The sequence below is a fragment of the Micromonospora sp. NRRL B-16802 genome (assembly GCF_001279555.1).
GTDB lineage: Bacteria > Actinomycetota > Actinomycetes > Mycobacteriales > Micromonosporaceae > Micromonospora > Micromonospora profundi.
The window spans coordinates 259,883-285,516 of sequence record NZ_LGEB01000064.1; the positions used below are offsets into that span (position 1 = coordinate 259,883).

Annotated in this window: 16 protein-coding genes and 1 riboswitch; of the genes, 6 read left to right on the forward strand and 10 right to left on the reverse strand. The window is 70.8% G+C overall.

Annotated features, from left to right (window positions below):
• Nucleotides 1-39: 39 nt before the first annotated feature.
• Nucleotides 40-966, reverse strand: coding sequence for an acetamidase/formamidase family protein (locus ADK66_RS17920; RefSeq protein ID WP_053656729.1), 927 nt, complete (start codon nucleotides 964-966; stop codon nucleotides 40-42).
• A gap of 329 nt (nucleotides 967-1,295) precedes the next feature.
• Here ADK66_RS17920 and ADK66_RS17925 point away from each other — a divergent pair, with 329 nt between their 5' ends.
• A complete protein-coding gene (locus ADK66_RS17925) occupies nucleotides 1,296-2,072 on the forward strand; it encodes a cellulose binding domain-containing protein (protein ID WP_053656730.1) in 777 nt (258 codons plus the stop codon).
• Between the two features lie 81 nt (nucleotides 2,073-2,153).
• Here the strand turns inward: ADK66_RS17925 and ADK66_RS17930 are convergent, their stop codons facing one another.
• The 5 genes from ADK66_RS17930 to ADK66_RS32570 form a co-directional block, all read right to left on the reverse strand.
• A complete protein-coding gene (locus tag ADK66_RS17930) occupies nucleotides 2,154-2,951 on the reverse strand; it encodes an SAM-dependent methyltransferase (protein WP_053656732.1) in 798 nt (265 codons plus the stop codon).
• A gap of 147 nt (nucleotides 2,952-3,098) precedes the next feature.
• On the reverse strand, nucleotides 3,099-3,479 hold the full coding sequence (locus tag ADK66_RS17935; protein ID WP_053656734.1) for a YccF domain-containing protein: 381 nt from the start codon (nucleotides 3,477-3,479) through the stop codon (nucleotides 3,099-3,101).
• Between the two features lie 87 nt (nucleotides 3,480-3,566).
• Nucleotides 3,567-5,483 carry a glycerophosphodiester phosphodiesterase family protein gene (locus ADK66_RS17940; protein WP_053656736.1) on the reverse strand — a complete coding sequence of 639 codons (1,917 nt, stop codon included), beginning with the start codon at nucleotides 5,481-5,483 and terminating at the stop codon, nucleotides 3,567-3,569.
• 82 nt (nucleotides 5,484-5,565) lie between these two features.
• Nucleotides 5,566-6,297: a cellulose binding domain-containing protein gene (locus ADK66_RS17945; RefSeq protein WP_197281559.1), complete on the reverse strand. Its 732-nt coding sequence runs from the start codon at nucleotides 6,295-6,297 to the stop codon at nucleotides 5,566-5,568.
• A gap of 68 nt (nucleotides 6,298-6,365) precedes the next feature.
• A complete protein-coding gene (locus tag ADK66_RS32570; RefSeq protein WP_355630121.1) occupies nucleotides 6,366-6,821 on the reverse strand; it encodes a DUF742 domain-containing protein in 456 nt (151 codons plus the stop codon).
• Nucleotides 6,822-6,922: 101 nt separating this feature from the next.
• On the opposite strand from ADK66_RS32570, the gene ADK66_RS17955 reads away from it, so the two are divergent.
• Both ADK66_RS17955 and ADK66_RS17960 read left to right on the forward strand, forming a co-directional pair.
• Entirely contained in the window at nucleotides 6,923-12,505 is a 5,583-nt protein-coding gene (locus tag ADK66_RS17955; RefSeq protein WP_231640082.1) for a GH92 family glycosyl hydrolase, read from the forward strand.
• Between the two features lie 96 nt (nucleotides 12,506-12,601).
• Nucleotides 12,602-13,261, forward strand: a complete 660-nt coding sequence (locus ADK66_RS17960) for a phosphotransferase (protein WP_053656742.1) — start codon at nucleotides 12,602-12,604, stop codon at nucleotides 13,259-13,261.
• A 29-nt stretch (nucleotides 13,262-13,290) separates the two neighbouring features.
• Here ADK66_RS17960 and ADK66_RS17965 read toward each other — a convergent pair whose 3' ends face one another.
• The gene (locus ADK66_RS17965; RefSeq protein WP_053656744.1) at nucleotides 13,291-14,385 is read right to left on the reverse strand and encodes an ROK family transcriptional regulator; all 1,095 of its coding nucleotides are present in this window, start codon (nucleotides 14,383-14,385) and stop codon (nucleotides 13,291-13,293) included.
• 41 nt (nucleotides 14,386-14,426) lie between these two features.
• Between ADK66_RS17965 and ADK66_RS17970 the strand changes: the two genes are divergently transcribed.
• The 3 genes from ADK66_RS17970 to ADK66_RS17980 all read left to right on the forward strand — a co-directional run bounded on the left by ADK66_RS17970 (nucleotide 14,427) and on the right by ADK66_RS17980 (nucleotide 19,512).
• Nucleotides 14,427-15,653: an MFS transporter gene (locus tag ADK66_RS17970; protein WP_053656746.1), complete on the forward strand. Its 1,227-nt coding sequence runs from the start codon at nucleotides 14,427-14,429 to the stop codon at nucleotides 15,651-15,653.
• A gap of 86 nt (nucleotides 15,654-15,739) precedes the next feature.
• Nucleotides 15,740-15,955: riboswitch (cobalamin riboswitch) on the forward strand.
• 195 nt (nucleotides 15,956-16,150) lie between these two features.
• Nucleotides 16,151-18,469: a ribonucleoside-diphosphate reductase subunit alpha gene (locus ADK66_RS17975; RefSeq protein ID WP_231640088.1), complete on the forward strand. Its 2,319-nt coding sequence runs from the start codon at nucleotides 16,151-16,153 to the stop codon at nucleotides 18,467-18,469.
• 47 nt (nucleotides 18,470-18,516) lie between these two features.
• Nucleotides 18,517-19,512, forward strand: a complete 996-nt coding sequence (locus ADK66_RS17980; RefSeq protein ID WP_053656952.1) for a ribonucleotide-diphosphate reductase subunit beta — start codon at nucleotides 18,517-18,519, stop codon at nucleotides 19,510-19,512.
• A gap of 82 nt (nucleotides 19,513-19,594) precedes the next feature.
• Here the strand turns inward: ADK66_RS17980 and ADK66_RS17985 are convergent, their stop codons facing one another.
• From ADK66_RS17985 to ADK66_RS17995, 3 genes are all read right to left on the reverse strand, one after another.
• Entirely contained in the window at nucleotides 19,595-22,414 is a 2,820-nt protein-coding gene (locus tag ADK66_RS17985; RefSeq protein ID WP_053656750.1) for a glycoside hydrolase N-terminal domain-containing protein, read from the reverse strand.
• 202 nt (nucleotides 22,415-22,616) lie between these two features.
• Nucleotides 22,617-24,404, reverse strand: a complete 1,788-nt coding sequence (locus tag ADK66_RS17990; RefSeq protein ID WP_053656752.1) for a family 43 glycosylhydrolase — start codon at nucleotides 24,402-24,404, stop codon at nucleotides 22,617-22,619.
• A gap of 421 nt (nucleotides 24,405-24,825) precedes the next feature.
• Nucleotides 24,826-25,572, reverse strand: a complete 747-nt coding sequence (locus ADK66_RS17995; protein ID WP_231640083.1) for a FadR/GntR family transcriptional regulator — start codon at nucleotides 25,570-25,572, stop codon at nucleotides 24,826-24,828.
• Between the last annotated feature and the right edge of the window lie 62 nt (nucleotides 25,573-25,634).

A 25,634-nucleotide genomic window follows, 5' to 3' on the forward strand; every position in this document is an offset into this window, starting at 1 on the left:
CCTGCGGTGATCCCGGCGTGCGGCCATCGTCGCGCTGGTTCAGCGCCACGCGTCGTCGCGCAGCACCGCGTGCGCGCCGACGGTCTCGTTGACGATCTGCGTCACCCGTACGTCGATCAGGACACTTGCCAGCGCCACAGCGTCCGGGCGGCTCAGCCCGTGCAGCCGTTGCATAAGGGTCAGCATCGAGTCCAGGGCCATGAACGTGGCGTCGTCCAGGGACGCGCCGACACCCAGGGTCAGCCAGGCGTCCGCGACGCGGGCCACCGGGCCGGTCAGCGGGAAGTCGTCGCGGACGTCGAGGGTCACCGTCACCTCGTCCATCGGGCACTCGATCGCGGTGCCGCCCACCTCACCGTCGCCCTGCGCGGCGTGCCCGTCCCCGACCGAGAACAGCGCACCGTCGACCGAGATGGGCAGCAGCAGTGTGCTGCCGACGGTCAGTTCCTTGCAGTCCAGGTTGCCGCCGCAGGCCCGCGGCGGGATGGTCGAGTGGCGTCCCGGCTCGGCAGGTGGCATGCCGAGCACCCCCATGAACGGGCGCAGCGTCACGGTGTGACCGTGCTGGTTGCGGCCCGTCATCGTCGCCGCGTCCAGCTCCCAGGCGTGCACCACTCCCTCTTCCTCGACGCCGTAGCGCTCGTTGAAACCGCTCGCCCAGCCGCCGGCCACAGTCGTTCCCCAGGCGCCGGGAACTATCGCGTCGAGGCGTACCGCGAGGGTCTGACCGGCGCGAGCGCCGCGGACCGCGACCGGGCCGATCAGCGCGTGCCCGTGGTCGGGCCGGTGCTGCGGGACGCGGGGCCGGTCCCGGTTGCGCCCGCCGGGGTACGGACCGGCGGACCACCAGCAGTCCAGGGTGCGGTAGGTGACGGTGTCGCCGGGGTCGACGGTGAGCACCGGCGGGGCGTCCGCGCGGAAGTGACCGTGCAGCGTCTCGTCGCCGGGGGTGAGGGTGTGCCGCATTCCAGGAGGCTATGCGCCGTGGCCCCGAAGGGACAGCGCCGCGCGGTGTGCGGTGGACAGCCACGGCGCCACCGCTCCGCGTCGGGCGCGACAATCGGTTGTTGTATTGATGTGCGTCGAATGGGATGCTGTGGTCCGGTCGCGCTCGGGAGCCAGCGCGCCCCTCTTTCGACGGACCAGAGGACGCACGAGGTGGCCACGCCATCCCGTGCCGGGCACGTCCTCGCCAACGGCCGCATGCTGATCGCCGTCGGGCGGCCGTCGCGCACGTCCGCACCCGCACGGCCGGTCATCCGCCGCGACGGCGACGTGTCTTTCCGGAGGTACCGATGCTGCGCAAGCTCCTGACGGTGACGACAGTCGTCCTGGCCGGCTGGGCCGCGACCACCGGCGTCGCCGCGGCGGCTCCGACACTCTCGCCGCCCACCGCCGTGGCGGCTCCGACGCCCATCGCCGTGGCCACGCCGACACCTGTGCCGACACCCGCACCGACGTGCCCTCCGGCGCTGCCGATCAGTGGCCGGGTGACAGGTGCGACCGCCACCAGCCTGACCATCACCTACGCGATAGTGCTCAGCCCGCCCTGCGGCTTCGACCCGCCGGTAACCGTCACCCTCTTCGCCGGCCGTGACGACGCCATGCGGTGGCAGAACCCGGTGGCCGAGGCCACCTCCGGGCCGGAGCGCAACGGCACCGTCACCATCGAGCGGCTGACACCCGACACCGAATACTGGTACCGGTTCAGCGACGACAACGACCTGCCCGACCCGTACGTGATCGGCGGAGCGGCCCGGACCCTGCCGCTGGCGGCGTGCCGGGCGACGGCCACCGTCGACTCCCGCTGGGGCGGCGGCTACGTCGCCACCGTCACCGTCCGCAACACAGGTGTGGAGCCGCTGGACCGGTGGCACGTCTCGTGGCGGTGGGCCGGTGACGAGCGCATCCAGGCGATCTGGGGCGGGCTGGCCGACACGGAAGGCGCCGACGTCACCGTCGGAAACGCCTCCTACAACGGAACGCTCGCGCCGGACGCTGTGACGACGTTCGGCATGCTCGTGGCGACGAGCACCGCACCGGCGGAGTTGACGCTGACCTGCGGTCGGTGACCGCCGGGCCGCCCGGGGGCCGGCGCCAGCGCGCCACCGGCGCCGGCCCCCGGGCTTGCGGGCGCAACGCGCCGCAGGTGGTCAGGGCTTGCGGCCCACCGCGCCGTAGGCGTCGATTCCGGTGGCGTCGGCGTCGTCCGGCCGCCACAGCGGGATCGGCACCAGGCCGGGCTCCACAAGGGTCAGCCCCGCGAAGCAGCTGGCGAGGTCCTCCGGGCTGCGCAGGATGTAGGGGACGCCGCCGCTCTCGGCGAGCCGCTGCGCGCCGTCGACCACCGCCGGGCTGGTGTTGGTGCCGTCCCAGAAGACAAGGTGGCTGCCGGAGGCCGTCGCGTCCATCGTCCGCCCGATGATCGAACGCACCACGTCCAGGTCCGGTTCGTAGCCGAGGACGCCCATGTACATCACGGCGATCGGCTCGTCGAAGTCCAGCGTCTGCGCGGCCTCGGCGAGGATCTTCTCCGGGTCGTGGTAGTCGGCGGGCACGTACGTGGTGACGCCCTGCGTCGTCGTGCTGGCCAGCAGCGCCCGGGCGTGCACGAGAACCATCGGGTCGTTGTCGACGTAGACGATCCGCGAATCTGGCGCGATGCCCTGGGCGACCGCGTGGGTGTTCTGCATGGTGGGCAGGCCGGTGCCGATGTCCAGGAACTGCCGGATGCCCGCCTCGGCGGCCAGGTAGCGCACGGTGCGCACCAGGAACCCACGGGACTGCTGGGCCATCAGGACGATCTCCGGATAGACCTCGGCCACGGCGTCGCCGGCCGCCCGGTCGGACTGGAAGTTGTCCTTGCCGCCCATCCAGTAGTTCCAGATCCGCGCCGCGTGCGGCACGTCGGGCTGAAGCTTCGCGGTGAGTTCGGCGTCCGGGCCGGCCATGCCAGGCTCCTATCGAGGGGTCTATTGGTGGCGCGTCCGCCACCGCCGTGGATCGGGGTCGCTTCACGGATTGTCCACTACCGACCGCGCCGGTGCGGACCGGCCCGCCATCGACATTGGGTCGCCGCTGCACCAGCGACCAGGCGATCACGGTACGTCGACGACCTCCCGACCCAGCGGCCAGAACGCGGCCGGAACGAGCTTGAAGTTGGCGATGCCGAACGGGATTCCGATGATCGAAACGCAGAGGGCGATGCCGGCGGTGATGTGGAACAGGGCGAGCCACCAGCCCGCCAGCACCACCCACAGCACGTTCGCCAGTCCGGAGCCGACACCCACGCCCGGCTTGGGCACCAGGGTGCGGCCGAACGGCCACAGCGAGTAGACGGCCAGGCGCAGCGACGCCACACCGAACGGGATGGTGACGACGAGGACGAAGCAGATCAGCGCGGCGAGGCCGTAGCCGAACGCCAGCACGATGCCGCCACCGAAGATGAGCCACAGTACGTTGAGCACGAAGCGAATCACCCCCCAATCATGAGCGACGCTCGCAACCGGGAGGGTGTGAGTCCCCGCCGTCCGGGCCGACGGCGGGGACTCCGGTGCCACGGCGGGCTACGGGCGGGCGAGGGTCCGCGCGTCGGCGGCGATGACGCGCGCGACATCAGCCGGTACGAGCTTGCCTGCCTGCCGCTCGACGTACGTGGCCAGCTGGGCGTACTGGCCGTGGGCCACGTGAGTGCTCATCGCGGTGAGGGCTCCGGGCTTGGCGCCGGAGGTGAGGATCAGGTAGCCGAGGCTCGCCTGGCTCGCCGTCACCGTGAATGTGCTGGTGGTGGTCGCCGTACCGGCGGGCCCGGTGACCTCGGCCGTGATGGTGTGCCGGCCGGCGGCCAGCGTGGTCAAGTCCAGCTCACGCCCGACCGTCGTCGTCGTGCCGTCGAGCGTGACGGTGACGGTGTCGGCGTTCGTGGCCGCGACCGCGAGCACCGGGGACTGCGCCCGGTCCAGGCGCGCGCCGTCGACCGGCGAGGTGATCGCCACTGTCGGCGACGTGTCGGGCCGCTGGAGAAGCGCCGCGTTCCACCCCACCAGCTCGGCCGGGCGGTTGGTGATGACACCGTCGACGCCGATCCGCTCCAACCGCTGCCACAGGCCGGCGGAGTCGATCGTCCAGGCCATCACCGCGACGCCGGCGGCGTGCAGCGGCGCCACGATCTCGGGCCTGGCCAGCAGCGCGTTGCCGTCCGGGTTGTACGCGGTCAGGTGCAGCTCCTTCGAGATCGCCACCGGGTCGGCGTCGAGGTTGCTACGGAGCAGGCCCAGCGGCAGCTCGGGGGCGAGTTCGCGGGTGTACCGCAGGGCGTCCACCTCGAAGCTCTGCACGAAGACGCGGCCCGCCATCTGCTCGTCGCGGATCACCTTGACGATCGTCGCGACCTCGTCGCGCGTGTGCCTGCCCTTGATCTCCAGGAGCAGGTTGCCGCCCCGGGTCCGCAGGTCGGCGAGCTGCTCGGCAAGGGTGGGCACCCGCACGCCGACGTAGTGCGGGCCGAACCAGGAGCCGGCGTCGAGCGCCTTGAGCTGCGCGGCGGTCAGGTTGCGGATGCTGCCCGTACCGTCGGTGGTCCGGTCGACGGTGCCGTCGTGCAGGACGAACGGGATGCCGTCCCTGCTCGGCTGGACGTCGTTCTCGATCCAGTCGGCGCCACCCCGGCGCGCGATCTCCTGCGCGACGAGGGTGTTCTCCGGCGCGGCGGCGGACGCGCCACGGTGCGCGATGACAGTGAACGGGCTGCCCGCCGGGCGGATGTAGCCGTTCGGCGGCAGCTCGGTGACGGTGACGTCGTCGTACGAGACGGTGGCGCCGTTGACGAAGAGCGCCTGCACGCCGTTTGCCGAGCGTTGCAGGCTGCTGGTGCGCATCGCCTCCCGCCCGTCGAAGATCCAGCGGGCCTGGTTGCCGTGCACCTCCACGGCGACGCGCACGTCCCGACCGGTGCCGGCGGCGTACGGCGCGGAGGCGGTGTTCGTCACGACCCAGGCGTTGCCGGTGGTCCGCTGGGCGAATTCGAGACCGTTGGCGGCGGTGGTGCCGCTGCGCATTGTGGCGATCCACCACGGGGTCGCGCCGCTGGCCGGCACGTCGATGCCGAGCGACGCCCAGCGGGTGGCCGCCGAGACCGACTCGAACCGCATCGTCGCTTCGAGCCGGAAGTCGTTCAGGTGCCGCCCGAAGGTGATCTTGTTGTTCTCGCCGGAGTTTGCCGAGGTGCCGTACAGCCGGCCGTTCTGGACCTTCCAGGTGCCGTCGACAGCGTTCCATCCGGCGGGCAGCGACCCGGAGGAGAAGCTCTCCGAGACGACAACGGTGCCCGGCTCGGCGGCGGCGGGCGGCGCGGTCGTCACTGTCACCGCGACGGCGGCAGCACCGGTGACGGCGAGGGCGGCCACGGCCGCGGCGGTCCGGGCGCGCACGGCGGCGAGCCGCGACGCGCGGCCGGGCGACGATGATGCGGGTGGGACAGTCATGGCCGCCACGCTAGGAAGCGCACCCGAACCAGTGATCAATCGAGTGTGGCTGCCGTCGGAACGTCCGGTGTACCACTACCGATCAGCCCAGCCCGCCACACGCGACGCCGTCGATCGTGCACGCCGTGGGGGTGGCGCCGACCGTCGAGCCGTTCACCCGGAACGTCACGCGGACCGACGCGCTGCCGGGCACCTGGCCGGAGCTGCCGTCCGGGACGAAGGTCCACACCGCACCGTCGTGGCTGACCTGCGCGCCCTGCACCGAACTCACCCGCAGTGACTCCCTCGGCAGCGTGACGGTGAGCGTCCACCGCGCCGACGGCACCGAACCGGGATTGCTTATCGTCACGGCGGCGCCGTAGCTGAGCAGCGCGTTGTCCTCGACGGCGAACTCGGCGGCGAGGGCCGCCGGCGTCGGCGGGGCCGTCGACGCATCAGGCGGGGGAGTCTTGGACGGCGACCCGGCCGACGGCGGCGCCGCCGTGACAGTCGACGGGACGGACGCCGTCGGACTGGCCTGGGCCGGCTGCGCCTGCCCCTGGGGCGTACCGACCGCGGGTGTGCCCACTTGGCCGACCGACGGTGGCGGGTCGAGGGTCACCGGCGCCAACTCTTCAGGCGACCGCAGCACGCCGACGACGGAGACCACGGTCGCGACCAGCACCCCCAGCGCCGCGATCACGGCCACCCAGGTCGCCCGCGAGACGTCGCCACGACCGGTGAACACCTGTCGTACGGCAGCGGCGGCGGCCACGATCCGGTCCAGCAGGATGATCGCCACAGTTCGCCGTGGCCGAGGCGGTGGTGCCGGCACTGCCTGTCTCCCCTTCACTTCGTCATCGGGCGTCCGCCCGCGACCGCTCGCGGGTGGCATCCGACCGGTCACAGGGCGCGCAGCCCGACGAGTATCGACTCCAGCAACTCCTGTGACGGCAGCTCCGACAGCGTCGGCGGCTCGTGCGTCTCGACAAGCCCTGCCGCGAGCAGGTCACCGAGGAGGACCCGGACCGTCCCGAGAGGTAGATCCAGCTCGGCCGCGACCTCGGCCACCGACACTGGATGGTGACACAGCTCGACGATCCGCGCCTGCTCGGGAAAGAGCGGCGCGCGCGAAGTCCGCAGTTGCGAGGGGATGCTCGCCGAGCTGGCCGCAGGGGGCCGGTAGGGGCGTCGAAAAGTTTTCAGGCCGGTTTCCTTCCAGTCAACCCATTGACACGGCAAAGGTCTGCGGGAAATATCTGCCACCATCCACCGGATACGCCGGCGCTTGTCTTCGAACCCGATGACAACGATGTCAGGCCGACCGGCCACGTACGACAAATCACTCACAACAACCATCACGACAAGCCCGGACGTTCGACGTACTCGACCGGTTCGAGTCGAAAGGCCCCGCCCCTATGCCGTATCTCCCCCGTGCGCGCACCCTGTCCCTCCGGCTGGTGGCAGCGACCACCGCCGCCCTGCTGCCGGTGGGGCTGGTCGTAGCCGCGCCCCTGGCCAGCGCCGCCCCCAACGCCGCGCCGCCCGGCGCCTTCAGCAGCTCGTTCGAGTCGGCCGACCCTCAGCCCGCCGCCAGTGCCGTCGAGGTCGACGCGAAGGGCAAGCCGGTCCAGGCGAACCTGACCGGGTCGACCCGCCGGGTGCTGCCCGGCACCCTGCTCGGCCAGGTCGCGGCGGTCACCGCCAGCGCCGAGAACCCGCCGAACGAGACGGCTGCCAAGCTCGCCGACGGCGAGCCGTCGACCAAGTGGCTGGCCTTCGACCGGACCGGCTCGGTGACGTACCAGCTCACCAAGCCGACGGCGGTGGTGCGGTACGCGCTGACCGCCGCCGACGACGAGCCGACCCGCGACCCCAAGGACTTCACGCTCCAGGGCTCCACCGACGGCAACACCTGGACCGATCTCGACCGGCGGACGGGGCAGAGCTTCGCCAAGCGGTTCGCCCTCAACACCTACAGCTTCACCAACACGACCGCCTACGGGTACTACCGGCTGGTCATCTCCGCGAACTCCGGCGCGTCCATCGTGCAGCTCGCCACCTGGGACATCAGCGACGGCTCGGACGTCCTGCCCCCGGCCGCGCCCATGAGCACCGCTGTGGGCGCCGGCCCGACCGGCGGGTACACCACGAAGCCGGGCGTCGGCTTCACAGGGCTCGCCGCCCTGCGCTACGCGGGTGGCGCCGAGAGCGACGGCCGGTCGTACGCGACGAACAAGCTGTTCGACGTCGACATCCCGGTCGGCCCGCACACCCGGCTGTCCTACAAGATCTTTCCCGAGTTCACCGGCGGCGACACCCAGTACCCGTCCACCTTCGCGGCCATCGACCTGCACTTCACCGACGGCAGCTACCTCAGTGGACGGGCTGTCGTCGACCAGCACGGCAACCCGCTGACCGCTGCCGGGCAGGGCACCTCGAAGGCGCTCTTCGCCGACCAGTGGAACGCCGTGCAGGCCGACATCGGCGCTGTCGCCCGGGGCAAGACCATCGACCGCATCCTGCTCGCCTACGACAACCCGCGGGCCACCGCTGACACCCGGTTCACCGGCTGGCTGGACGACATCGAGGTGACGGGCACGCCGACGCCGATCGACGGCTCCCGACTGACCAACTACGTCGACACCCGGCGGGGAACCAACTCGACAAGCGGATTCTCGCGCGGCAACAACCTGCCGATCACGGCGGTACCCAACGGCTTCAACTTCTTCACGCCGGTGACCGACGCGACGTCCGACTCCTGGGAGTACCACTACCACCGGACGAACAACGCGGCCAACCTGCCCACGCTCCAGGGCCTCGCGATCTCCCACGAGCCCAGCCCGTGGATGGGTGACCGCAACCAGATGTCGGTGATGCCGGTGGCCGGCGACGGTTCGCTGACCGGGACGCCGGCCAGCCGGGCGGTCGCCTTCCGGCACGCCGACGAGACGGCACAGCCCGACCTCTACCGGGTCACGCTTCAGAACGGCCTGGTCGCCGAGATGTCGCCCACCGACCACGCCGGCATCATGCGGTTCACCTTCCCGTCCGGGTCGCCGACCGGAAGCCTCGTCTTCCACAACGGCACCTTCACCATCGGTACGGACGGCACGATCACCGGCTGGGTCGACAACGGAAGTGGCCTGTCGGCCGGACGGAGCCGCATGTTCGTGTCCGGTGCCTTCGACCGCGCGCCCACGGCGTCGTCGGCGACGTCGGCGACCTTCGACGTCTCGGCGAACCGCCAGGTGACGATGCGGCTCGCGACGTCGTTCCTCTCGGTCGACCAGGCCCGCCGCAACCTCGACCTGGAGGCGACCGGGCGCAGCTTCGACCAGATCCGCGCCGCCGCCACCGCGGCGTGGAAGGACCGGCTCGGCCGCGTCGAGTTGCGCGGCGCGACCGAGGCGCAACTCGTGACCATGTACTCCAACCTGTACCGGCTCAACCTCTACCCGAACTCGCAGTCGGAGAACACCGGCACCGCCGCCAAGCCGCGCTGGCAGTACGCGAGCCCGGTGTCGGCGCCGACCGGCACGTCGACAGCCACCCGTACCGGCGCGAAGATCGTCGACGGGCAGATCTACGTCAACAACGGCTTCTGGGACACCTACCGCACCGTGTGGCCCGCGTACGCGCTGCTGTACCCGGACGTCGCCGCGAAGATCTCCGACGGCTTCGTCCAGCATTACCGCGACGGCGGCTGGATCGCCCGCTGGTCGTCACCCGGCTACGCCGACCTGATGACCGGCACCAGCGCGAACGTGGCGCTGGCCCAGGCGTACCTCAGCGGGGTCAAGCTGCCCGACCCGCTGGCGGCGTACGACGCGGCGGTCAAGGACGCGACTGTCGCGTCCGGACGCAGCGAGGTCGGCCGCAAGGGCATCGAGACCTCGCTGTTCCTCGGCTACACCCCGACCTCCACGGGGGAGTCGGTGTCGTGGGCGCTGGAGGGCTTCATCAACGACTACGGCATCGGCAACATGGCCGCAGCCCTCGCCAAGGACCCGGCCACCCCGAAGTCGCAGCGTGAACGCCTCAAGGAGGAGTCCCGGTACTTCCTGGAACGCGCCCGCAACTACGTGCACCTCTTCGACCCGAAGACGAAGCTCTTCCAGGGCCGCGACGCCTCCGGCGCGTTCCTCGCCGGTGACCCGCTGGACTGGGGTGGCGTCTACACCGAGACCAACGGGTGGAACTTCGCGTTCACCGCGCAGCAGGACGGCCAGGGCCTGGCCAACCTGTACGGCGGGCGCAAGGCGCTGCGGGACAAGCTCGACGAGTTCTTCGCGACCCCGGAGAACGCCGACCGCCCCGGCGGGTACGGCGGCATCATCCACGAGATGCTCGAGGCGCGGGCGGTGCGGATGGGCCAGCTCGGCATGAGCAACCAGCCGTCGCACCACATCCCGTACATGTACGACGTCGCCGGCGCACCGGCCAAGACCCAGGCGGCGGTACGCGAGATCATGCGGCGCCTCTACGTCGGCAGCGAGATCGGCCAGGGCTACCTGGGCGACGAGGACAACGGCGAGATGTCGGCGTGGTACGTCCTCAGCTCGCTGGGCATCTATCCGCTGCAGGCCGGGTCGACCCACTGGGCCATCGGCTCGCCGCAGTTCACCAGGATGACCGTCCGCCGCACCAGCGGCGACATCGTGGTCAACGCGCCGAACAACAGCACGCGCAACGTGTACGTGCAGGATGTGAAGGTCAACGGCAAGAAGCAGCGTGAGGTGTCGATCGACGTGGCCGCGCTCGTCAAGGGCGGCACCATCGACTTCCAGATGGGTCCCAACCCGTCGTCCTGGGGGACCGGCAAGAACGACGTACCGCCGTCGTTGACCAAGGGCGACAAGGCGCCGAAGCCGTTGCAGGACATCACGGGTCCCGGCCTGGGCACCGCCACGGCGACCGGCGGTCAGGACGCCGCGAAGCTGTTCGACGACTCGTCGACCACGCAACTGTCCCTCGGCTCCGCCACGCCGCAGGTCAGCTGGGTGGCCCGGGGCAGCCGGCAGAAGCCGAGCTACTACACCCTCACCTCCGGTGCGGGCGCGGGAGACGCGGCGGACTGGCGGCTCCAGGGCTCCAACGACGGCATCACCTGGAGCACCCTCGACTCCCGCGTGGGCGAGGTGTTCCGCTGGCGCAACCAGACCCGTCCATTCCAGATCGACAAGCCGGGCCGTTACACCCAGTTCCGTCTCGTCGTCACCAAGACCGCCGGTGCGGCACAACCGACCCTCGCCGAGATCGAACTGCTCGCCGGAGGCGACCTCGACCTGGGCGGCGGCGACATCACGGTGACCGCCACGGACGGCGTGCACGCCAGGTCGGGAGCACCGGTGTCGGTGCCACTGGCCACTGTCACCGGAGGCGCCGCCGACAGCTACCGGGCCACCATCGACTGGGGTGACGGCTCACCTGTCACCGACGGCACCCTGACGCTGAGCTCGCGGGCCGTCTACCGGGTCAGCGGCGAGCACACCTACACCACGCCCGGCTACCACCAGGCGAACGTCACGGTCACCGACGGCACCAGCCAGGCGTCGGCGACTGTCGGCGTCGACGTCGCGTACGCGCCGGAAGGCGGCCTCACCGCGGCGTTCGACACCGTCTGCATCGGTGACGAGGGCACCCTCGCGGCGGACTGCGACGCCAAGTCGTGGGCGTACTCGCGGGCCGCCCTGGCGGCGGCCGGTGTCACCCCCGGTCAGCGGCACGAGGTGCCCGGAACGGCGTTGGCCTTCACCCTCCCGGTGATCCCGGCGGGGCAGCCGGACAACGCCACGGGCAACGGCGCGACGATCGACCTGCACCTGCCGGCCGACGCCCGGAGCATCTCGTTCATCGGTGCCGGCACGCAGGGCAACCAGAGCACCACGGGCACTGCGACGTTCTCTGACGGCAGCACCGCCAGCATCCCGATCCAGATGAGTGACTGGACGCTCGGCGGCAACGCCAACGGCACCCCGTCGTACGGCAACGTCGTTGTCGCGAAGTCCGCGTACCGGTTGAGTGGCACCAGCCGGGACGGCGCCCAGCCGTTCCTGTTCGCCACCGCGCCGTACCAGATCCCGGCGGGCAAGACGCTCGTGTCGGTGACCCTGCCGACGCAGACCGGCGACCCCCGCTCGGCGGGCCGGATCCACGTGTTCGCCGTGGCCGACGACGGCACGCCGGCCCCCGCGCTGGCGACCACCGCCCCGGCCGACCAGAAGGCCACCGCCGGGCAGTCCCTCGCGGCGAACCTCGGTTCGGTGAGCGGCGGCGTCCCCGGTACGACGGGCTACCGCGCCCGCGTCCAGTGGGGCGACGGGACGGCTCCGGAGGACGTCACTATCGGCGCGTCCGGTGCGTTGAGCGGGCAGCACACCTACGCGCGGGAGGGCACCTACACGGTGCACGTCACGGCGTGGGACACGCTGGCGAGCAGCACCACGGCCTTCACCGTGACCGTCGCCCGTGGTGGATCGCAGCCGGCGATCGCACTGCCGGGAGCCGGCGCCGTCACGACCGGTGACGCGATCACCGTCGACGGCAGCGGGTTCGCCGCAGGCGAGCAGGTGACAGTCGTCGTCGGCACCGACCCGTCCCGGACCACGACTGTCGCGGCCTCCGCGAGGGGAACGGTACGGGCCTCGGTCCCGACCTCCGGTGACGCGCAGCCCGGCCGGTACGCCGTCACCGCGACGGGTGCGTCCACCCGTACGCCTGCCACGGCCACCGTCCAGGTGACCGGGCGGGCGCAGGCGCCGAGCTATCAGCCCCGGGTGGCGCTGATGACCACGGAGGGGCCGCGCGGTACGTCGATCACCGTTGACGGTTCCGGGTTCGTACCGAACGAGGAGGTCACCATCGCCTTCGGCGACCGCCTCGCGGTCAAATCCGTGCGGGCTAACGGCGACGGGGTGATCTCCGGCGCGACAGTCGTCGTCCCGGGTGCGGCGAAGGCGGGCGCGACAAGCGTCACGCTTACCGGCGCCAAGTCGGCGACGACGGTGTCCCGGCCGTTCACCGTCACCGGCGCGAAGTGAGTAGGCGGTAGCGCAGCCGCGGTGGGCGGGCCGTGACCACGGCCCGCCCACCGCGGGGCGGACAGAGCAGAGCGGCGCGGGCTAGCGTCCACTGCCATGGCCGATCTTCCACTGCTCGCGTCCGGGCGCGACGCCGATGTCTTCGCGCTTGACGAGCTGAGGGTGCTGCGCCGCTACCGCCAGGGCGGGGACACGGCGTCGGAGGCAGCGTTGATGCGCCACCTCCGCACATCCGGCTACCCGATCCCGGCCGTCCACGCTTCGGACGGCCCCGACCTGGTGCTGGAACGACTCGACGGCGAGACGCTCCTGGCCTCGATGCTCGCCCAGCGCACCGACGTCGACACGGCCGCCGACCTGCTCGTGGACCTGCACAACCGTCTGCATGCCCTGCCGCCCCGGTTCAGCGCCGACCCGGCCGCCCGCGTCCTGCACCTCGACCTGCACCCACAGAACGTCATGGTGACCTCGCGTGGGCCGGTCGTGATCGATTGGCGCAACGCCGCCGAAGGGCCGCCCGACCTGGACGTGGCAATGACCGCCCTGATCCTCGCCGAGGTGGCGGTCGGCCCGGACCCGCAACTCGCCGGTTTCGCCCACGCGGGGCTCGACGCCTTTCAGCGACGGGCGGAGCCACCCCGGGCCGGCCAGCTCCGGCGGGCGCTGGGCCTGCGCCGGGTCGACCCCGCGCTCTCCGCCACGGAGAAGGCGGCCCTGGTTCGGGCCGCCGCCCTGGTGCACACCCGAGAGGGCTGACCGGTCGCCGGCCTCGTCCGCCGGCGCCGCTAGAGCGGGGCGAGATCGGGAACGCCGTAGTGCTTGTCGAGGACCTGCATGGCGGCACCGGCGGCGATCACGTCCGGGCCGAGGCTGGACAGCGTCACGTCGGTGGTGAGCCAGTCCGCGCGGGGCACGTCGGTGTGCACTGCCTCCTCGACGGCCGCCAGGTAGGTCTGCGCGTGCCGCAGAAGGTCGGCGCCGGCCAGCACCACGCGGGAGAGGTCGAGGGTCTGGAGCAGGTTGACCACGCCGACGGCAAGGACGCGGGCCGCCCGAGCGATGTCGCCGGCCTCGGCGGCGTGGTGGTGCACGATCTCCAGGCATCCGTGGCGCCCACAGACGCACGGCGGCCCATCCAGGGCGACAACTGTGTGGCCGAACTCCCCGGCGTTCGTGTGCGCGCCCCGGTGGGCGGTGCCGCCCAGCCAGAAGCCTCCGCCGATGCCGGACTCGACCATGATGAGGACGGCGTCGCCGAAGGTCCCGCCGTGCCGCCACGCCTCGGCCGTGATCCCCGCCGTGACGTCCTTGTCGAGGTGCACGGGCAGGCCCAGGTGGGCCTCGGCGAGGTCGCGCAGCGGGACGTCGTGCCAGTGCCGCAGACCGTGGGCGTCCCGGACCAGGCCCCGCGCGTGGTCCAGTGGGCCGATCATGCCGATGCCCACTCCGGTCAGCCGGCCCCGCAGGTCGGCGCCGCCGGGCAGCGCGTCGATGCCGGAACTGAGCGCGTCGAGGAGCTGCTCCGGGGTGAAGTCGCCGGGAAGCGGGCTGACCGCGCAGTGGTGCACCGTGCCGGCAAGGTCGACAAGGACCAGCCGCAGCGTACGGCGGGCGACGTGGGCGCCGATGGCGTACCGGCTGTCGGGCACGATCTCGTAGACGACTGCGGGCTTGCCGATGCCGGGGCGGCGGACGCCGGCGGTGCGGATCAGGCCGTCGGCGCTCAGCCGGGCGAGGACCTTGGAGACGGCCTGCGGTGTCAGGCCTGTGGCGTCGACAACTGTCGACCGCTCGAACGTCCGCACGGTACGTCCCAGCGCCATGACCAGTGCCTGGTTGTAGCCGCGCAGGAAGGTGACGTCGGCTGTGGTGCGCGTCATCTCACCACCCTATTACGCAACGCTGTTGCTAAATTCGCTCGGTGCATGCACTGAGCAGAAATCGACGCCTGGGGGCGGTTCTCGCGTTGGCGCTGGGCGGTGTGGCGGTCGGCCTCACCGAGTTCGCGGCGATGGGCCTGCTGCCCGACATCGCACGCGGCCTGCTCCCACAGCAGTACGCCGTGTCGTCGTCGGACGCGGTGGCCCGCGCGGGTTGGACGATCACCGCCTACGCGCTCGGCGTGGTGGCGGGCGCGCCGCTGATCGCCGCGCTGACCGCCCGAATGCCGCGTAAGAAACTGGTTCTCGGTCTGCTCGTCCTCTTCATCGTCGGCACCGTCGCCTCGGCGATCGCGCCGACGTTCGACCTTGTGCTGGTGGCCCGGTTCGTCGCGGCGCTGCCGCACGGCGCGTACTTCGGCGCGGCGGGTCTGCTCGCGGCGGCACTGCTCGGCCCCGGCAACGAGGCCCGGGGTTTCGCCGCCGTGCTCGGGGGTCTGACCGTCAGCAACCTGGTGGGCGTGCCGGCGGTCACGCGGCTCGGGCAGGCGGTCGGCTGGCGTGCCGCGTACCTGGTCATCGCCGGGGTGTTCGTGCTCACGCTGCTGGCGGTCCTGGCGTTCGTTCCGGAGGTCGTGGCGGCTGTCGACGCCTCGCCGGCCGCCGAGTTGCGGTCCCTGCGGACCTCGCAGGTGTGGCTCGTGGCGGCCACCGGGGCGGTGGGCCTCGCCGGTCTCTTCGCTGTCAACACCTACCTCGCGCCGGTCACCACCGACGTCACAGGCCTGTCAGCCATGACCGTGCCGTGGGTGCTTGTCGCGCTGGGCCTGGGCATGACGGTCGGCAACGCCCTGGGCGGTTGGCTCGCGGACCGGGACCTGCACCGGAGCATGTTCGTCGGCTTCGTCGCCATGATCGTCAGCATCGCCGTCTTCGGCCTCGTCGCGTCGAACCCGGTCGGCCTGTTCGTGGGCGCGTTCCTGGTGGGCGCGACAAGCCTCTACCTGGGGCCGGTCGTCCAGGCACGCCTGATCACCGTCGCACCGGGAGCGCAGTTGATGGGCGCGGCGATGAGCCAGTCCGCCATGAACGTCGCCAACAGCCTCGGCGCCGCGCTGGGTAGCGTCGTCATCGCCGCGGGCTTCGGCTATCTCGCGCCGGCCTGGGTGGGTGTCGTCCTCGCGATTCTCGGCCTGGGTCTGGCGGTGTTCAGCTACGCGACCGAGCGACGGACGCGGGCCGCGCAGCCGGTCGCCCTCGCGGGATGACCCGTCGATCGATGGTGGTGGGCGTCGGCGCCGGCGACACGCCGACGCCGACATGTGGGGTGTGACAAACGCTGCCGCCCCTATATATGGTGTCGATCGCAGCTGGTTCGGCCGCTCATCCAGAGTGGCCGAGGCAAGAGGGAACCCGGTGGAATTCCGGGACTGTCCCGCAGCGGTGAGTGGGAACGACAGCCGACATCAGCACTGGGCCGACACGGCCTGGGAAGCGACGGCCAGTAGGAGACCGGTGAGCCCGGTCGTGCCCGCGAGTCCGAAGACCTGCCAGCGCGCCGTTCACCCGCACCCGGGTGGGCGGCGGTCCGAGGCCGCGTGGGACGGCTGACGCCATCTGATCCACGCCCCGAGGGCGTGGCGTCCGTCGGTGTGCAGTCTCCTCGTGTCCGAGGGCCATCTGGTCTCGAACTCGCGAGGAGTGAGTGGTGACAGTCACCGAGGTAGCCCCGGTCAGCGGCGCGACAGCCGTGCGACGGACGCCCATGCAGGTCCGCAAGCGCGACGGCGCCACCGAGCCCGTGGACGTCAACAAGATCGTCCGGGCGGTGGAGCGGTGGGCCGACGACCTTACCGACGTCGACCCGTTGCGGGTTGCCACCCGCACGATCAGCGGCCTGTACGACGGCGCGACGACAGCCGAGTTGGACAGGCTCTCCATCCAGACGGCGGCCGAGATGATCGGCGAGGAACCGCAGTACTCGCGCCTGGCCGCCCGGCTGCTGGCCACCTACATCGACAAGGAGGTACGCCGTCAGGGCGTCACCTCCTTCAGCGCGGCGATCCGGCTCGGTCACGCCGAGGGGCTCATCGGCGACGAGACCGCCGCGTTCGTCGCCGCGCACGCGGCAACGCTCGACGACGCCATCGACCCGGACGGCGACCGGAGGTTCGAGTACTTCGGCCTGCGTACCGTCTACGACAGGTACCTGCTGCGCCACCCCACCAGCCGGTTGGTGCTGGAGACACCGCAGTACTGGCTGCTGCGGGTGGCCTGCGGCCTGTCCCGTACGCCGGACGAGGCTGTGGACTTCTACCGGCTGATGTCCAGCCTGGCCTACCTGCCCAGCTCGCCGACGCTGTTCAACTCCGGCACCCGGCACACCCAGATGTCCTCCTGCTACCTTGTCGACTCGCCGCGCGACGAGCTGGACTCGATCTACCAGCGGTACGCGCAGGTCGCCAACCTGTCGAAGTTCGCGGGCGGCATCGGCATCGCGTACTCCCGGGTCCGGTCCCGGGGCGCACTGATCCGGGGCACGAACGGGCAGTCCAACGGGATCGTGCCGTGGCTGCGCACCCTTGACGCGAGCGTGGCCGCCGTCAACCAGGGCGGCCGGCGCAAGGGCGCTGCCTGCGTCTACCTGGAGCCGTGGCACCCGGACATCGAGGAGTTCCTGCAGTTGCGGGACAACACCGGCGAGGACGCCCGGCGTACCCACAGCCTGAACCTGGCCAACTGGATCCCTGACGAGTTCATGCGCCGGGTCGAGGCCGACGAGATGTGGTCGCTGTTCGACCCGAACGAGGTGCCGGAGCTGCCCGACCTGTGGGGGGAGCGGTTCGACGCCGCGTACCGGGAGGCCGAGGCGCAGGGCCGCTACGTGCGGCAGGTCCCGGCGCGGGAGCTGTACGGCAAGATGATGCGCACCCTGGCCCAGACCGGCAACGGGTGGATGACGTTCAAGGACGCCGCCAACCGGCTGTGCAACCAGACCGCCGACCCGGGCAACGTCGTGCACCTGTCGAACCTGTGCACCGAGATCATCGAGGTGTCCAGCGACGCCGAGACGGCCGTGTGCAACCTGGGTTCGGTGAACGTCGCCGCGCATCTGACCGGCGACGGCATCGACTGGCATCGGCTGCGCGAGACGGTCCGGACGGCTGTGACGTTCCTCGACCGGGTCATCGACATCAACTACTACCCGACAGCGCAGGCGGCGGCGAGCAACCCGCGCTGGCGGCCGGTCGGGCTCGGGCTGATGGGTCTCCAGGACGTGTTCTTCGCGCTGCGGCTGCCGTTCGACTCGGCTGCCGCGCGGGAGCTGTCCACCCGGATCAGCGAGGAGCTGTACCTGACCGCGCTGGAGACCTCCGCCGACCTGGCCCGCCACGCCGGCGCACACCCGGCGTTCGGGCAGACCCGGGCCGCGCGGGGCGACCTGCAACCGGACCTGTGGGGTGTCGAGGGTACGCAGACCGCGCGCTGGGCGGCGCTGCGCGAGCGGGTCGCGGCGTACGGGCTGCGTAACTCGCTGCTCGTGGCCGTCGCGCCGACGGCGACAATCGCCTCGATCGCGGGCTGCTACGAGTGCGTCGAGCCGCAGGTGTCCAACCTGTTCAAGCGCGAGACCCTGTCCGGGGAGTTCCTCCAGGTCAACACCGCTCTGGTACGCGAGCTGAAGGCCCGTGGCCTGTGGAGCGACGAGATCCGGTCGGCGATCCGTCGTGCCGAGGGGTCGGTGCAGGGCATCGCGGCGCTGCCGGCCGACGTGCGGGAGTTGTTCCGCACCGCGTGGGAGTTGCCGCAGCGGGCGCTCATCGACCTGGCCGCCGCCCGTGCCCCGTTCATCGACCAGTCCCAGTCGCTGAACCTGTTCCTGGCCTCGCCCACAATCGGCAAGCTCTCCTCGATGTACCTGTACGCCTGGAAGGCAGGGCTGAAGACCACCTACTACCTCCGGTCGCGCCCCGCCACCCGCATCCAGCAGGCCACAGTGGCTCTCGTCGCGCCGTCCACTACCGACGCCGAGGCGCTGGCCTGCTCGCTGGAGAACCCCGAGTCGTGCGAGGCCTGCCAGTGACCGCCGCCGACACCACTACCGACCCCGCCGACACGAGGACCACGCACATGCTGCTCGACCCCGGGATGGACCTCACCCTGCGCCCGATGCGCTACCCGCACTTCTTCGACAGGTTCCGCGACGCCATCCGCAACACCTGGACCGTCGAGGAGGTCGACCTGCACGCCGACCTCACCGACCTGGACAAGCTGTCGCCCGCCGAGCGGCACCTGGTCAGCCGCCTCGTGGCGTTCTTCGCCACCGGCGACACGATCGTCGCCAACAACCTCGTGCTCAACCTCTACCAGCACGTCAACAGCCCGGAGGGCCGGCTCTACCTGTCCCGGCAGCTGTTCGAGGAGGCCGTGCACGTCCAGTTCTATCTCAACCTGCTCGACACGTACGTGCCCGACGAGACCGAGCGGTTCGCCGCCTTCGCCGCCATCGAGAACATCCCCTCGATCCGCCGCAAGGCCGAGTTCTGCTTCCGCTGGATCGACTCGCTGAACGACCTGCGGCAGCTGCGGACCCGCGAGGATCGGCGCACGTTCCTGCTCAACCTGATCTGCTTCGCCGCCTGCATCGAGGGGCTGTTCTTCTACGGCGCGTTCGCCTACGTCTACTTCCTGCGCTCGCGGGGTCTGCTGCACGGCCTGGCCTCCGGCACCAACTGGGTGTTCCGCGACGAGTCCATGCACATGGCGTTCGCGTTCGACGTGGTCGACACAGTCCGTGCCGAGGAGCCGGACCTGTTCGACGACGACCTCGCCGACCAGGTTCGTCAGATGATCACCGAGGCCGTCGAGTGTGAGGTCCAGTTCGCCGAGGACCTGCTGGGCCACGGCGTGCCCGGCCTGACGTTGCCGGACATGCGGGAGTACCTCCAGCACGTCGCGGACCGCCGTCTCGCGCAGCTCGGCATCGCCGCGCACTACGGGTCGACAAACCCGTTCGCCTTCATGGAGTTGCAGGACGTGCAGGAGTTGTCCAACTTCTTCGAGCGGCGGGTGTCGGCGTACCAGGTCGGGGTGACGGGCTCGGTCGCCTTCGACGACGACTTCTAGCAGCTGTCGCGCGTGGGGCTCGGCCACCCGCCGCCCGGTAGGCAGGTGGCCGAGCCAAGCTCCCGCGCGGGAGACTGGCGGCTCAGCTCGTGGTGCAGGTGAGGCTGGCCGGTGGGTTGTTGGTGCCGTTCCAGGAGCCGGTGAACCCGAAGGTGGTCGAGGCGCCGGCGGCGAGCGCGCCGTTGTAGGCGGCGTTCGTCACCCGCACCGCCGATCCGGTCTGGGTGTGGGTGCCGCTCCAGAGCTGGCCGATGGTCTGCCCGTTGGGGAAGGTCCAGGAGACGGTCCACCCGTTGATCGGCGCGGAGCCGGCGGTGACGGTGACGGTTGCCTGGAAGCCGCCCGCCCACGAGTTGTCGATGGCGTAGGCGGCAGTCGCCGACCCGGACGGCGGGGGAGTGGAGGTCGGCGTGGGGGTCGCGGTCGGGGTGGGCGTCGGGATCGGCGTCGGCGTCGGAATCGCCGTCGCCGTCGGGCTCGGCGCGACCCCGGGGTACGCCCGGTAGGACTGTCCCGCCTGCACCGTGAGTTCGATGACGTCGGACTCGATCCTCGTGGTGCGGGCCGGGGCGCCGGTGACCGCGTCGACGACCGAGTGGGTCGCGGTGAACAGCCGCGAGCGCAGCCGGACCGTGCCGCCCCGGTCGGCGCCGACCAGGATCTCCTGGGGCTGGCCGGCGCTCCACGCGATTGCCACGGTGTAGCCACCTCGGCCGCGCAGGCCGCTCACCCGGCCCTGCGGCCAAGCGCTCGGCAGCGCCGGAAGGATGTGCAGTTCGCCGTTGTGGCTGTGCAGCAGCATCTCGGCGATGCCCGCGGTGGCGCCGAAGTTGCCGTCGATCTGGAACGGCGGGTGCAGGTCGAACATGTTCGGCGCCAACCTGGCAGTGGTGACCAGGCCGCGCAGGATCCGGTGTGCCCGCGCGCCGTCCTCCAGCCGCGCCCAGAAGTTGATTTTCCAGGCCAGCGACCAGCCCGTCCCGTCGTCACCGCGCAACTCAAGGGTCCGCCGCGCCGCCTCGTACAGCTGCGGGGTGCCCCGGCGGGTGATCTGGTTGCTGGGGTGCAGGCCGTACAGGTGGGAGACGTGCCGGTGGTTGGGCTCGGTCTCCACCCAGTCGTACAGCCACTCCATCACGTTGCCGCGCGAGCCGACCCGGGTCGGAGGGAGCCGGTCGCGGGTAGCGCGGACCTGCGCCCGGAACGTGGGGTCCACGTCGAGGATCTCGCTGGCCCGGGCGCATCCGTCGAACAGGTCGCGAAGGATCTGGTTGTCCATCGTGGGCCCGGCGCAGACACTGGCGTTGGCGTGGTGGGAAAGCTCCGGCGAGTTCGACGGGTTGGTGACGAGCCAGCCCAGGGTCGGCTCCGTCTGGAGGGTGTCCAGGAAGAACTGCGCGGCGCCCTTCATGGCCGGGTAGTGCGCCCGCAGGAACTCGACGTCGCCGGTGAACAGGTAGTGGTCCCAGATGAGGGTGCTCAGCCAGGCGCCGCCGGTCTGCCACATCCCCCAGAACGCGCCGTCGACGACCGAGGTGGCCCGCCATGCATCGGTGTTGTGGTGGGTGACCCATCCGCCCGCGCCGTACTGCACCTGGGCGGTTCGCGCGCCGGCCACCGCCAGATCCTTGATCATCTCGAAGACCGGTCGGTGGCACTCGGGCAGGTTCGTGGAGTTGGCCGGCCAGTAGTTCATCGGCAGGTTGACGTTGATCGTGTACTTCGAGTCCCACGAGGGGGTCATCTGGTCGTTCCAGATGCCCTGGAGGTTCGCCGGCTGGCTGCCGGGGCGCGAGGACGAGATCAACAGGTACCGGCCGTACTGGAACAGCAGCGCCGAGAACTGCGGGTCGGTTGATGAGCTGTGCTGCGCGATACGCTCGTCGGTCGTCCGGTCGGCGGCGGCGGTGCGACCCAGATCGAGGCTCACCCGTCCGAACAGCGCCTGGTAGTCGGCGATGTGCCGGCTGCGCAGCTCGTCGAAGCTACGAGCCCGGGCGGCGGTGAGGTTCCGCCGGGCGATGCCCTGGTAGTCGCCACCGACGTTGCGGTAGGTGACATAGCTGGAGCCGATCGAGATCAGCAGTGTGGCGCTCGTGGCGCCGGAGACCCGCAGCGTGCCGCCGGAGCTGGTGACGGTGCCACCGGTGACCGTGGCGTGGGTCAGGGCCTGGAAGCGGACCGCGCCGGTGACGCCCTCCTGGCTGCCGGACGTGCCGTCCAGGGCGATCGTGGCACCGTCCGGGCTGGACACCGTCGTACGCTGCGGGCTGTCGAACGTCGCGGTGAACGTGAGCGAGGCCGCCCGGTCGACGCTCAGGCGTACCACGATGACCTGGTCCGGCGCGCTGGCGAAGACCTCCCGCTCGTGGCGTACGCCGTTGAGCACGTACGCCACAGAGGTGGTCGCCGTGGTGAGGTCGAGCCGCCGGGCGTACTGCGAGGCGCTCGTCGAGGTGCCGAAGGTCAGGCGCAGGTTTCCCACCGGCTGGTACGCCAGCTGCCCGACCGGGTTGCCGAGCATCGTCTGGTTGATCAGATCCTGCGCCTGCGTCCACTGGTTGGCGAAGACCCGCCGACGGATCTCCGCTATCGATCCGGCACCGCGCGTGTTGCTGGGATCGTGCGGACCACCGGCCCAGACGGTGTCCTCGTTGAGCTGGAGGGTTTCCCGGTCGACGTTGCCGAAGACCATGGCGCCGAGGCGACCGTTGCCGATCGGCAGTGCCCGCAACCAGTCGGTGCCAGCGGATTCGTCATACCACAGCACCAGGTCGTTCGCGGCCTGCGCCTCGGCCGAGGCAGGTGCCGGGCCGTCACCGAGTTGGGAGAGCGGCAGCAGCGCGCCGGTGGCACCCGCTGCGCCGATTTTGAGCGCCTGCCGGCGCGTTACATCTGACATCTCGGGCCTCCTCGGGGCGGCGCTCGTCGCGGTTGAGTATCTCCGCATCGGGTGTCTGCGCTGGTGTAGACCGGTCATGCATCCGACACAATGACGAAACCATAGAGCAATCTGAATGGAAAAGATATGATGCTTGTGGGCCTGGGTGGCCGACGGGGGCGGGCCCGTCTCGTCGTTGCCCCGACGAGACGGGCCGGTGCCGTCAGGCCGGTGCGCAGGTCAGGTTTCCCGGCGGCTCGTTGCTCCCGGTGCTCGCGCTGAGGTAGCCCACAGTTGTCGACGCTCCCGCCGCGAGTTGACCGTTGTAGCCGGCGTTGGCCAGGGTCACCTGGTTGCCCTGCTGGCTGAAGCTGCCGTTCCAGCTCTGCGCCACCGTCTGCCCGCTGGCCAGGGTGAACGTGACCCGCCAGCCGTTGATCGTGCTGGCCCCGGCGTTGGTGACAGTCACCCGCCCCTCGAACCCGCCCTGCCAGCTGTTGACCACCGTGTGGGTGGCCGCGCAGGACTGCCCAGCAGGGCTGGTCGGCGTGGGCGTGGGCGTCGGGATCGGGGTGGGCGTGGGGATCGCTGTGGGGGTCGGCGTGGGCGTCGGGTTGCCGCCGCTCTGGAACTGCCACCAGTTGACGTTGAACAGGTTGCCGCTGCCCCCGGTGAACCGCAGGTACAGATCCTGGTTGCCGGTGGCGCCGCTGACCGCGCAGGAGACGGTCTGCCAGCTCTGCCATCCGCCGGTGCCGGGTACGGAGCAGCTGCCCACCCGGGTGCCGGTGGGGCTGCCGAGGCGCAGCTCGATGCTGCCGCCGGAGGTCGCCGACGCCACCCGGGCGCTGAACGACGTCGCGCCCGCGCCGAAGCCCACTCCCTCGACCTTGATGTAGTCGCCGTTCTCGATGAAGCCGACGTTCATCCCGCCCTCACTGGCCGGCTCCGTCTCGATGCCGGAGCCCCAGGCGATGGTCTCGGCCTCCTGCCGTACGTACGGATTCAGCGTCCCGATCTGCGGTGCGCCGGTCGTGGTCATGTTGATCGTCGGGATGGTGCCGTTGGTGTTGTAGGTGAACTTCTCCACTGCCACCGAGCGGGTGTAACCGCTGCCGCCGGGCAGCGCGCCGTTGTGGTAGAAGAAGTACGAGCCGCCGTTGAAGTCGATGACCCCGGCGTGGTTGGTGAAGCTGGCGCCCTGCCGGGGCATGATCGTCCCCCGGTACGTCCAGGGTCCGGTGGGGCCGGTCGCCGTCGAGTAGCCGATGAACTCCGAGCAGCACTCCGCCGCGAACACGTTGTAGTAGACGCCGTTGCGCTTGTAGACCCACGGGCCTTCCTCGTACAGCGTGGGCCTGCTCGTGTTGCCGGACCGGGCGCCGAAGCCGGCGGTGGTGAGCGGGATCTTGGTGGCGCTACCGCTGTACGAGATCATGTCCGCGTTCAGCTTCACGTACCACAGGTTGGGGTTTCCCCAGTACAGGTACGCCTGGCCGTCGTCGTCGATGAAAACGGTGGGGTCGATCTCGCCGTTGCCCACTAGTGGCCGTCCGATGGCGTCCCGGAACGGCCCGGTGGGACTGTCGGACACCGCGACGCCGATGGCCATCGAGTTGGTCGCCCGCGCGGTCACCGGGACGTACCAGTAGAACTTTCCGTTGCGGGCGATGACCTGGCCGGCCCAGGCGTTGGCGCTGGCCCAGCTGAAGGTGCTGACGTTCAGCGGGGAGCCGTGGTCGGTCCAGTTGACCATGTCGGCGGAGGACCACACACGCCATTCCTTCATCGTGAAGTAGGTGGAGCCGTCCTCGTCGTGGCCGGTGTAGAGGTAGACGCGTCCGTCGTGCACAAGCGGGGCGGGGTCGGCGGTGTAGATGTGCTGGACGATGGGGTTGTCCGCGTGCGCCGCGGTGGCCGGCAGCAGCGTCGAGACGAGCAGCAGGCTCACCAGCCAGGCGCCCGCGCGCCTGAGCCGGGTCCTCGTCGGCGGTGTGGGTGTGGATGTCATCGGTACCTCCCAGGGATGGGACGCTCACCTGACGGATCGAAGAGTGGGACAGGCCGCAGGGCAGGCGGCATCGGCACCGCACGGAGGTCTGTCGTCACCGACGGTGCTCGACTCGGCGCGTGGCGGTGTCGTGGAACGACACGGAGGTTGTGTGGGACGGCCGCAGGCTCCCGCAGGGGCGGGCCGGCGGTGCTCAACGTCCTGTGGAGAGGCCCGGACACCCGCCAGCGGGGCGTTGCTCGTGCGTGGCTCCACCGGCCCGGAGGGGTCGGGTGGAGCGGTGAAGCGTGCCCTGCGCCTCTGCGGCCCGAGCGTAGTCTGTTATCGCTAACATTCACAAGCCATGGACGACTCTGAATCTCGACCAACCCGGCAGTGCACCGCTCCGGTCACGGCCGTGGCGACCCGAGCCGCCCGGTTGTCAGCGCTGCAGCCGCGTCGGGCTGCCCGGTCCGCTGCGACGGACGAGCCAGGCCTCGGTGATGTGGGTGAACATCGCCTGGGCGGCGCCGTCCGGGTCGTGGGCGGCGATCCGCTCGTAGATGCGCCGGTGGCCCTGGTTGGAGGCCACGCACATGGCGCGTTCGGGGCGGCCCATGTACCGCGCGGTGTTGACGACCTGGCTCTCCAGCGACCGGACGACACCTCGCGCGATCCGGTTTCCGGATGCCTGCATGACGGTGTCGTGGAAGGCGCGGTCGTGCTCCTGGTAGGTGAGGTGGTCGTCGACGAGTTCGTCCATCCGGTCGACGAGGGCGCGCAGCCGGTCGATGGTGTCCTGGTCGGCGAGTCGGGCGGCCACATTGGCCATGTCGGACTCCAGCACCCGCCGGGTGACCACCAGGTCGTCGAGGATCGCCAGGCTGTCGTCCTCGGCGATGGTCGCGGCGAGGACGAGTTCGTCGAGCATGTCCCACGCCGACGGCGGGGTGACAAGCGTGCCGCTGCCCTGGCGGACCTGCACGAGGCCCTTCTCCTGGAGGATCTTCACCGCCTCCCGGATGACGGTCCGGCTCACCGAGAAGGTCTCGCAGAGCACCGGTTCGGGGGGCAGTGGGGTGCCCGGCGGGTGAACTCCCTGGACGATCCGGTTCACCAACTCGGCGGTGATGGCTCGTGCCAGGTTGGCCGGACGGCGAGCCCAGGTGGGTGCCGCTGAACCATTCACGGTCGTCTCGTTCGATGCCGTCATGTCCACCTCCGTGTGGCTGCCCCAAGCCACGATTTCGC

Coding starts and splice junctions, on each gene's coding strand:
- ADK66_RS17980 (WP_053656952.1), top strand. CDS start 18,517: ATGCTGCTCGACCCCGGGATGGACCTCACCCTGCGCCCGATGCGCTAC.
- ADK66_RS17930 (WP_053656732.1), bottom strand. CDS start 2,951: ATGGCCGGCCCGGACGCCGAACTCACCGCGAAGCTTCAGCCCGACGTG.
- ADK66_RS17975 (WP_231640088.1), top strand. CDS start 16,151: ATGCAGGTCCGCAAGCGCGACGGCGCCACCGAGCCCGTGGACGTCAAC.
- ADK66_RS17940 (WP_053656736.1), bottom strand. CDS start 5,483: ATGACTGTCCCACCCGCATCATCGTCGCCCGGCCGCGCGTCGCGGCTC.
- ADK66_RS32570 (WP_355630121.1), bottom strand. CDS start 6,821: ATGGTTGTTGTGAGTGATTTGTCGTACGTGGCCGGTCGGCCTGACATC.
- ADK66_RS17985 (WP_053656750.1), bottom strand. CDS start 22,414: ATGTCAGATGTAACGCGCCGGCAGGCGCTCAAAATCGGCGCAGCGGGT.
- ADK66_RS17965 (WP_053656744.1), bottom strand. CDS start 14,385: ATGACGCGCACCACAGCCGACGTCACCTTCCTGCGCGGCTACAACCAG.
- ADK66_RS17990 (WP_053656752.1), bottom strand. CDS start 24,404: ATGACATCCACACCCACACCGCCGACGAGGACCCGGCTCAGGCGCGCG.
- ADK66_RS17925 (WP_053656730.1), top strand. CDS start 1,296: ATGCTGCGCAAGCTCCTGACGGTGACGACAGTCGTCCTGGCCGGCTGG.
- ADK66_RS17920 (WP_053656729.1), bottom strand. CDS start 966: ATGCGGCACACCCTCACCCCCGGCGACGAGACGCTGCACGGTCACTTC.
- ADK66_RS17960 (WP_053656742.1), top strand. CDS start 12,602: ATGGCCGATCTTCCACTGCTCGCGTCCGGGCGCGACGCCGATGTCTTC.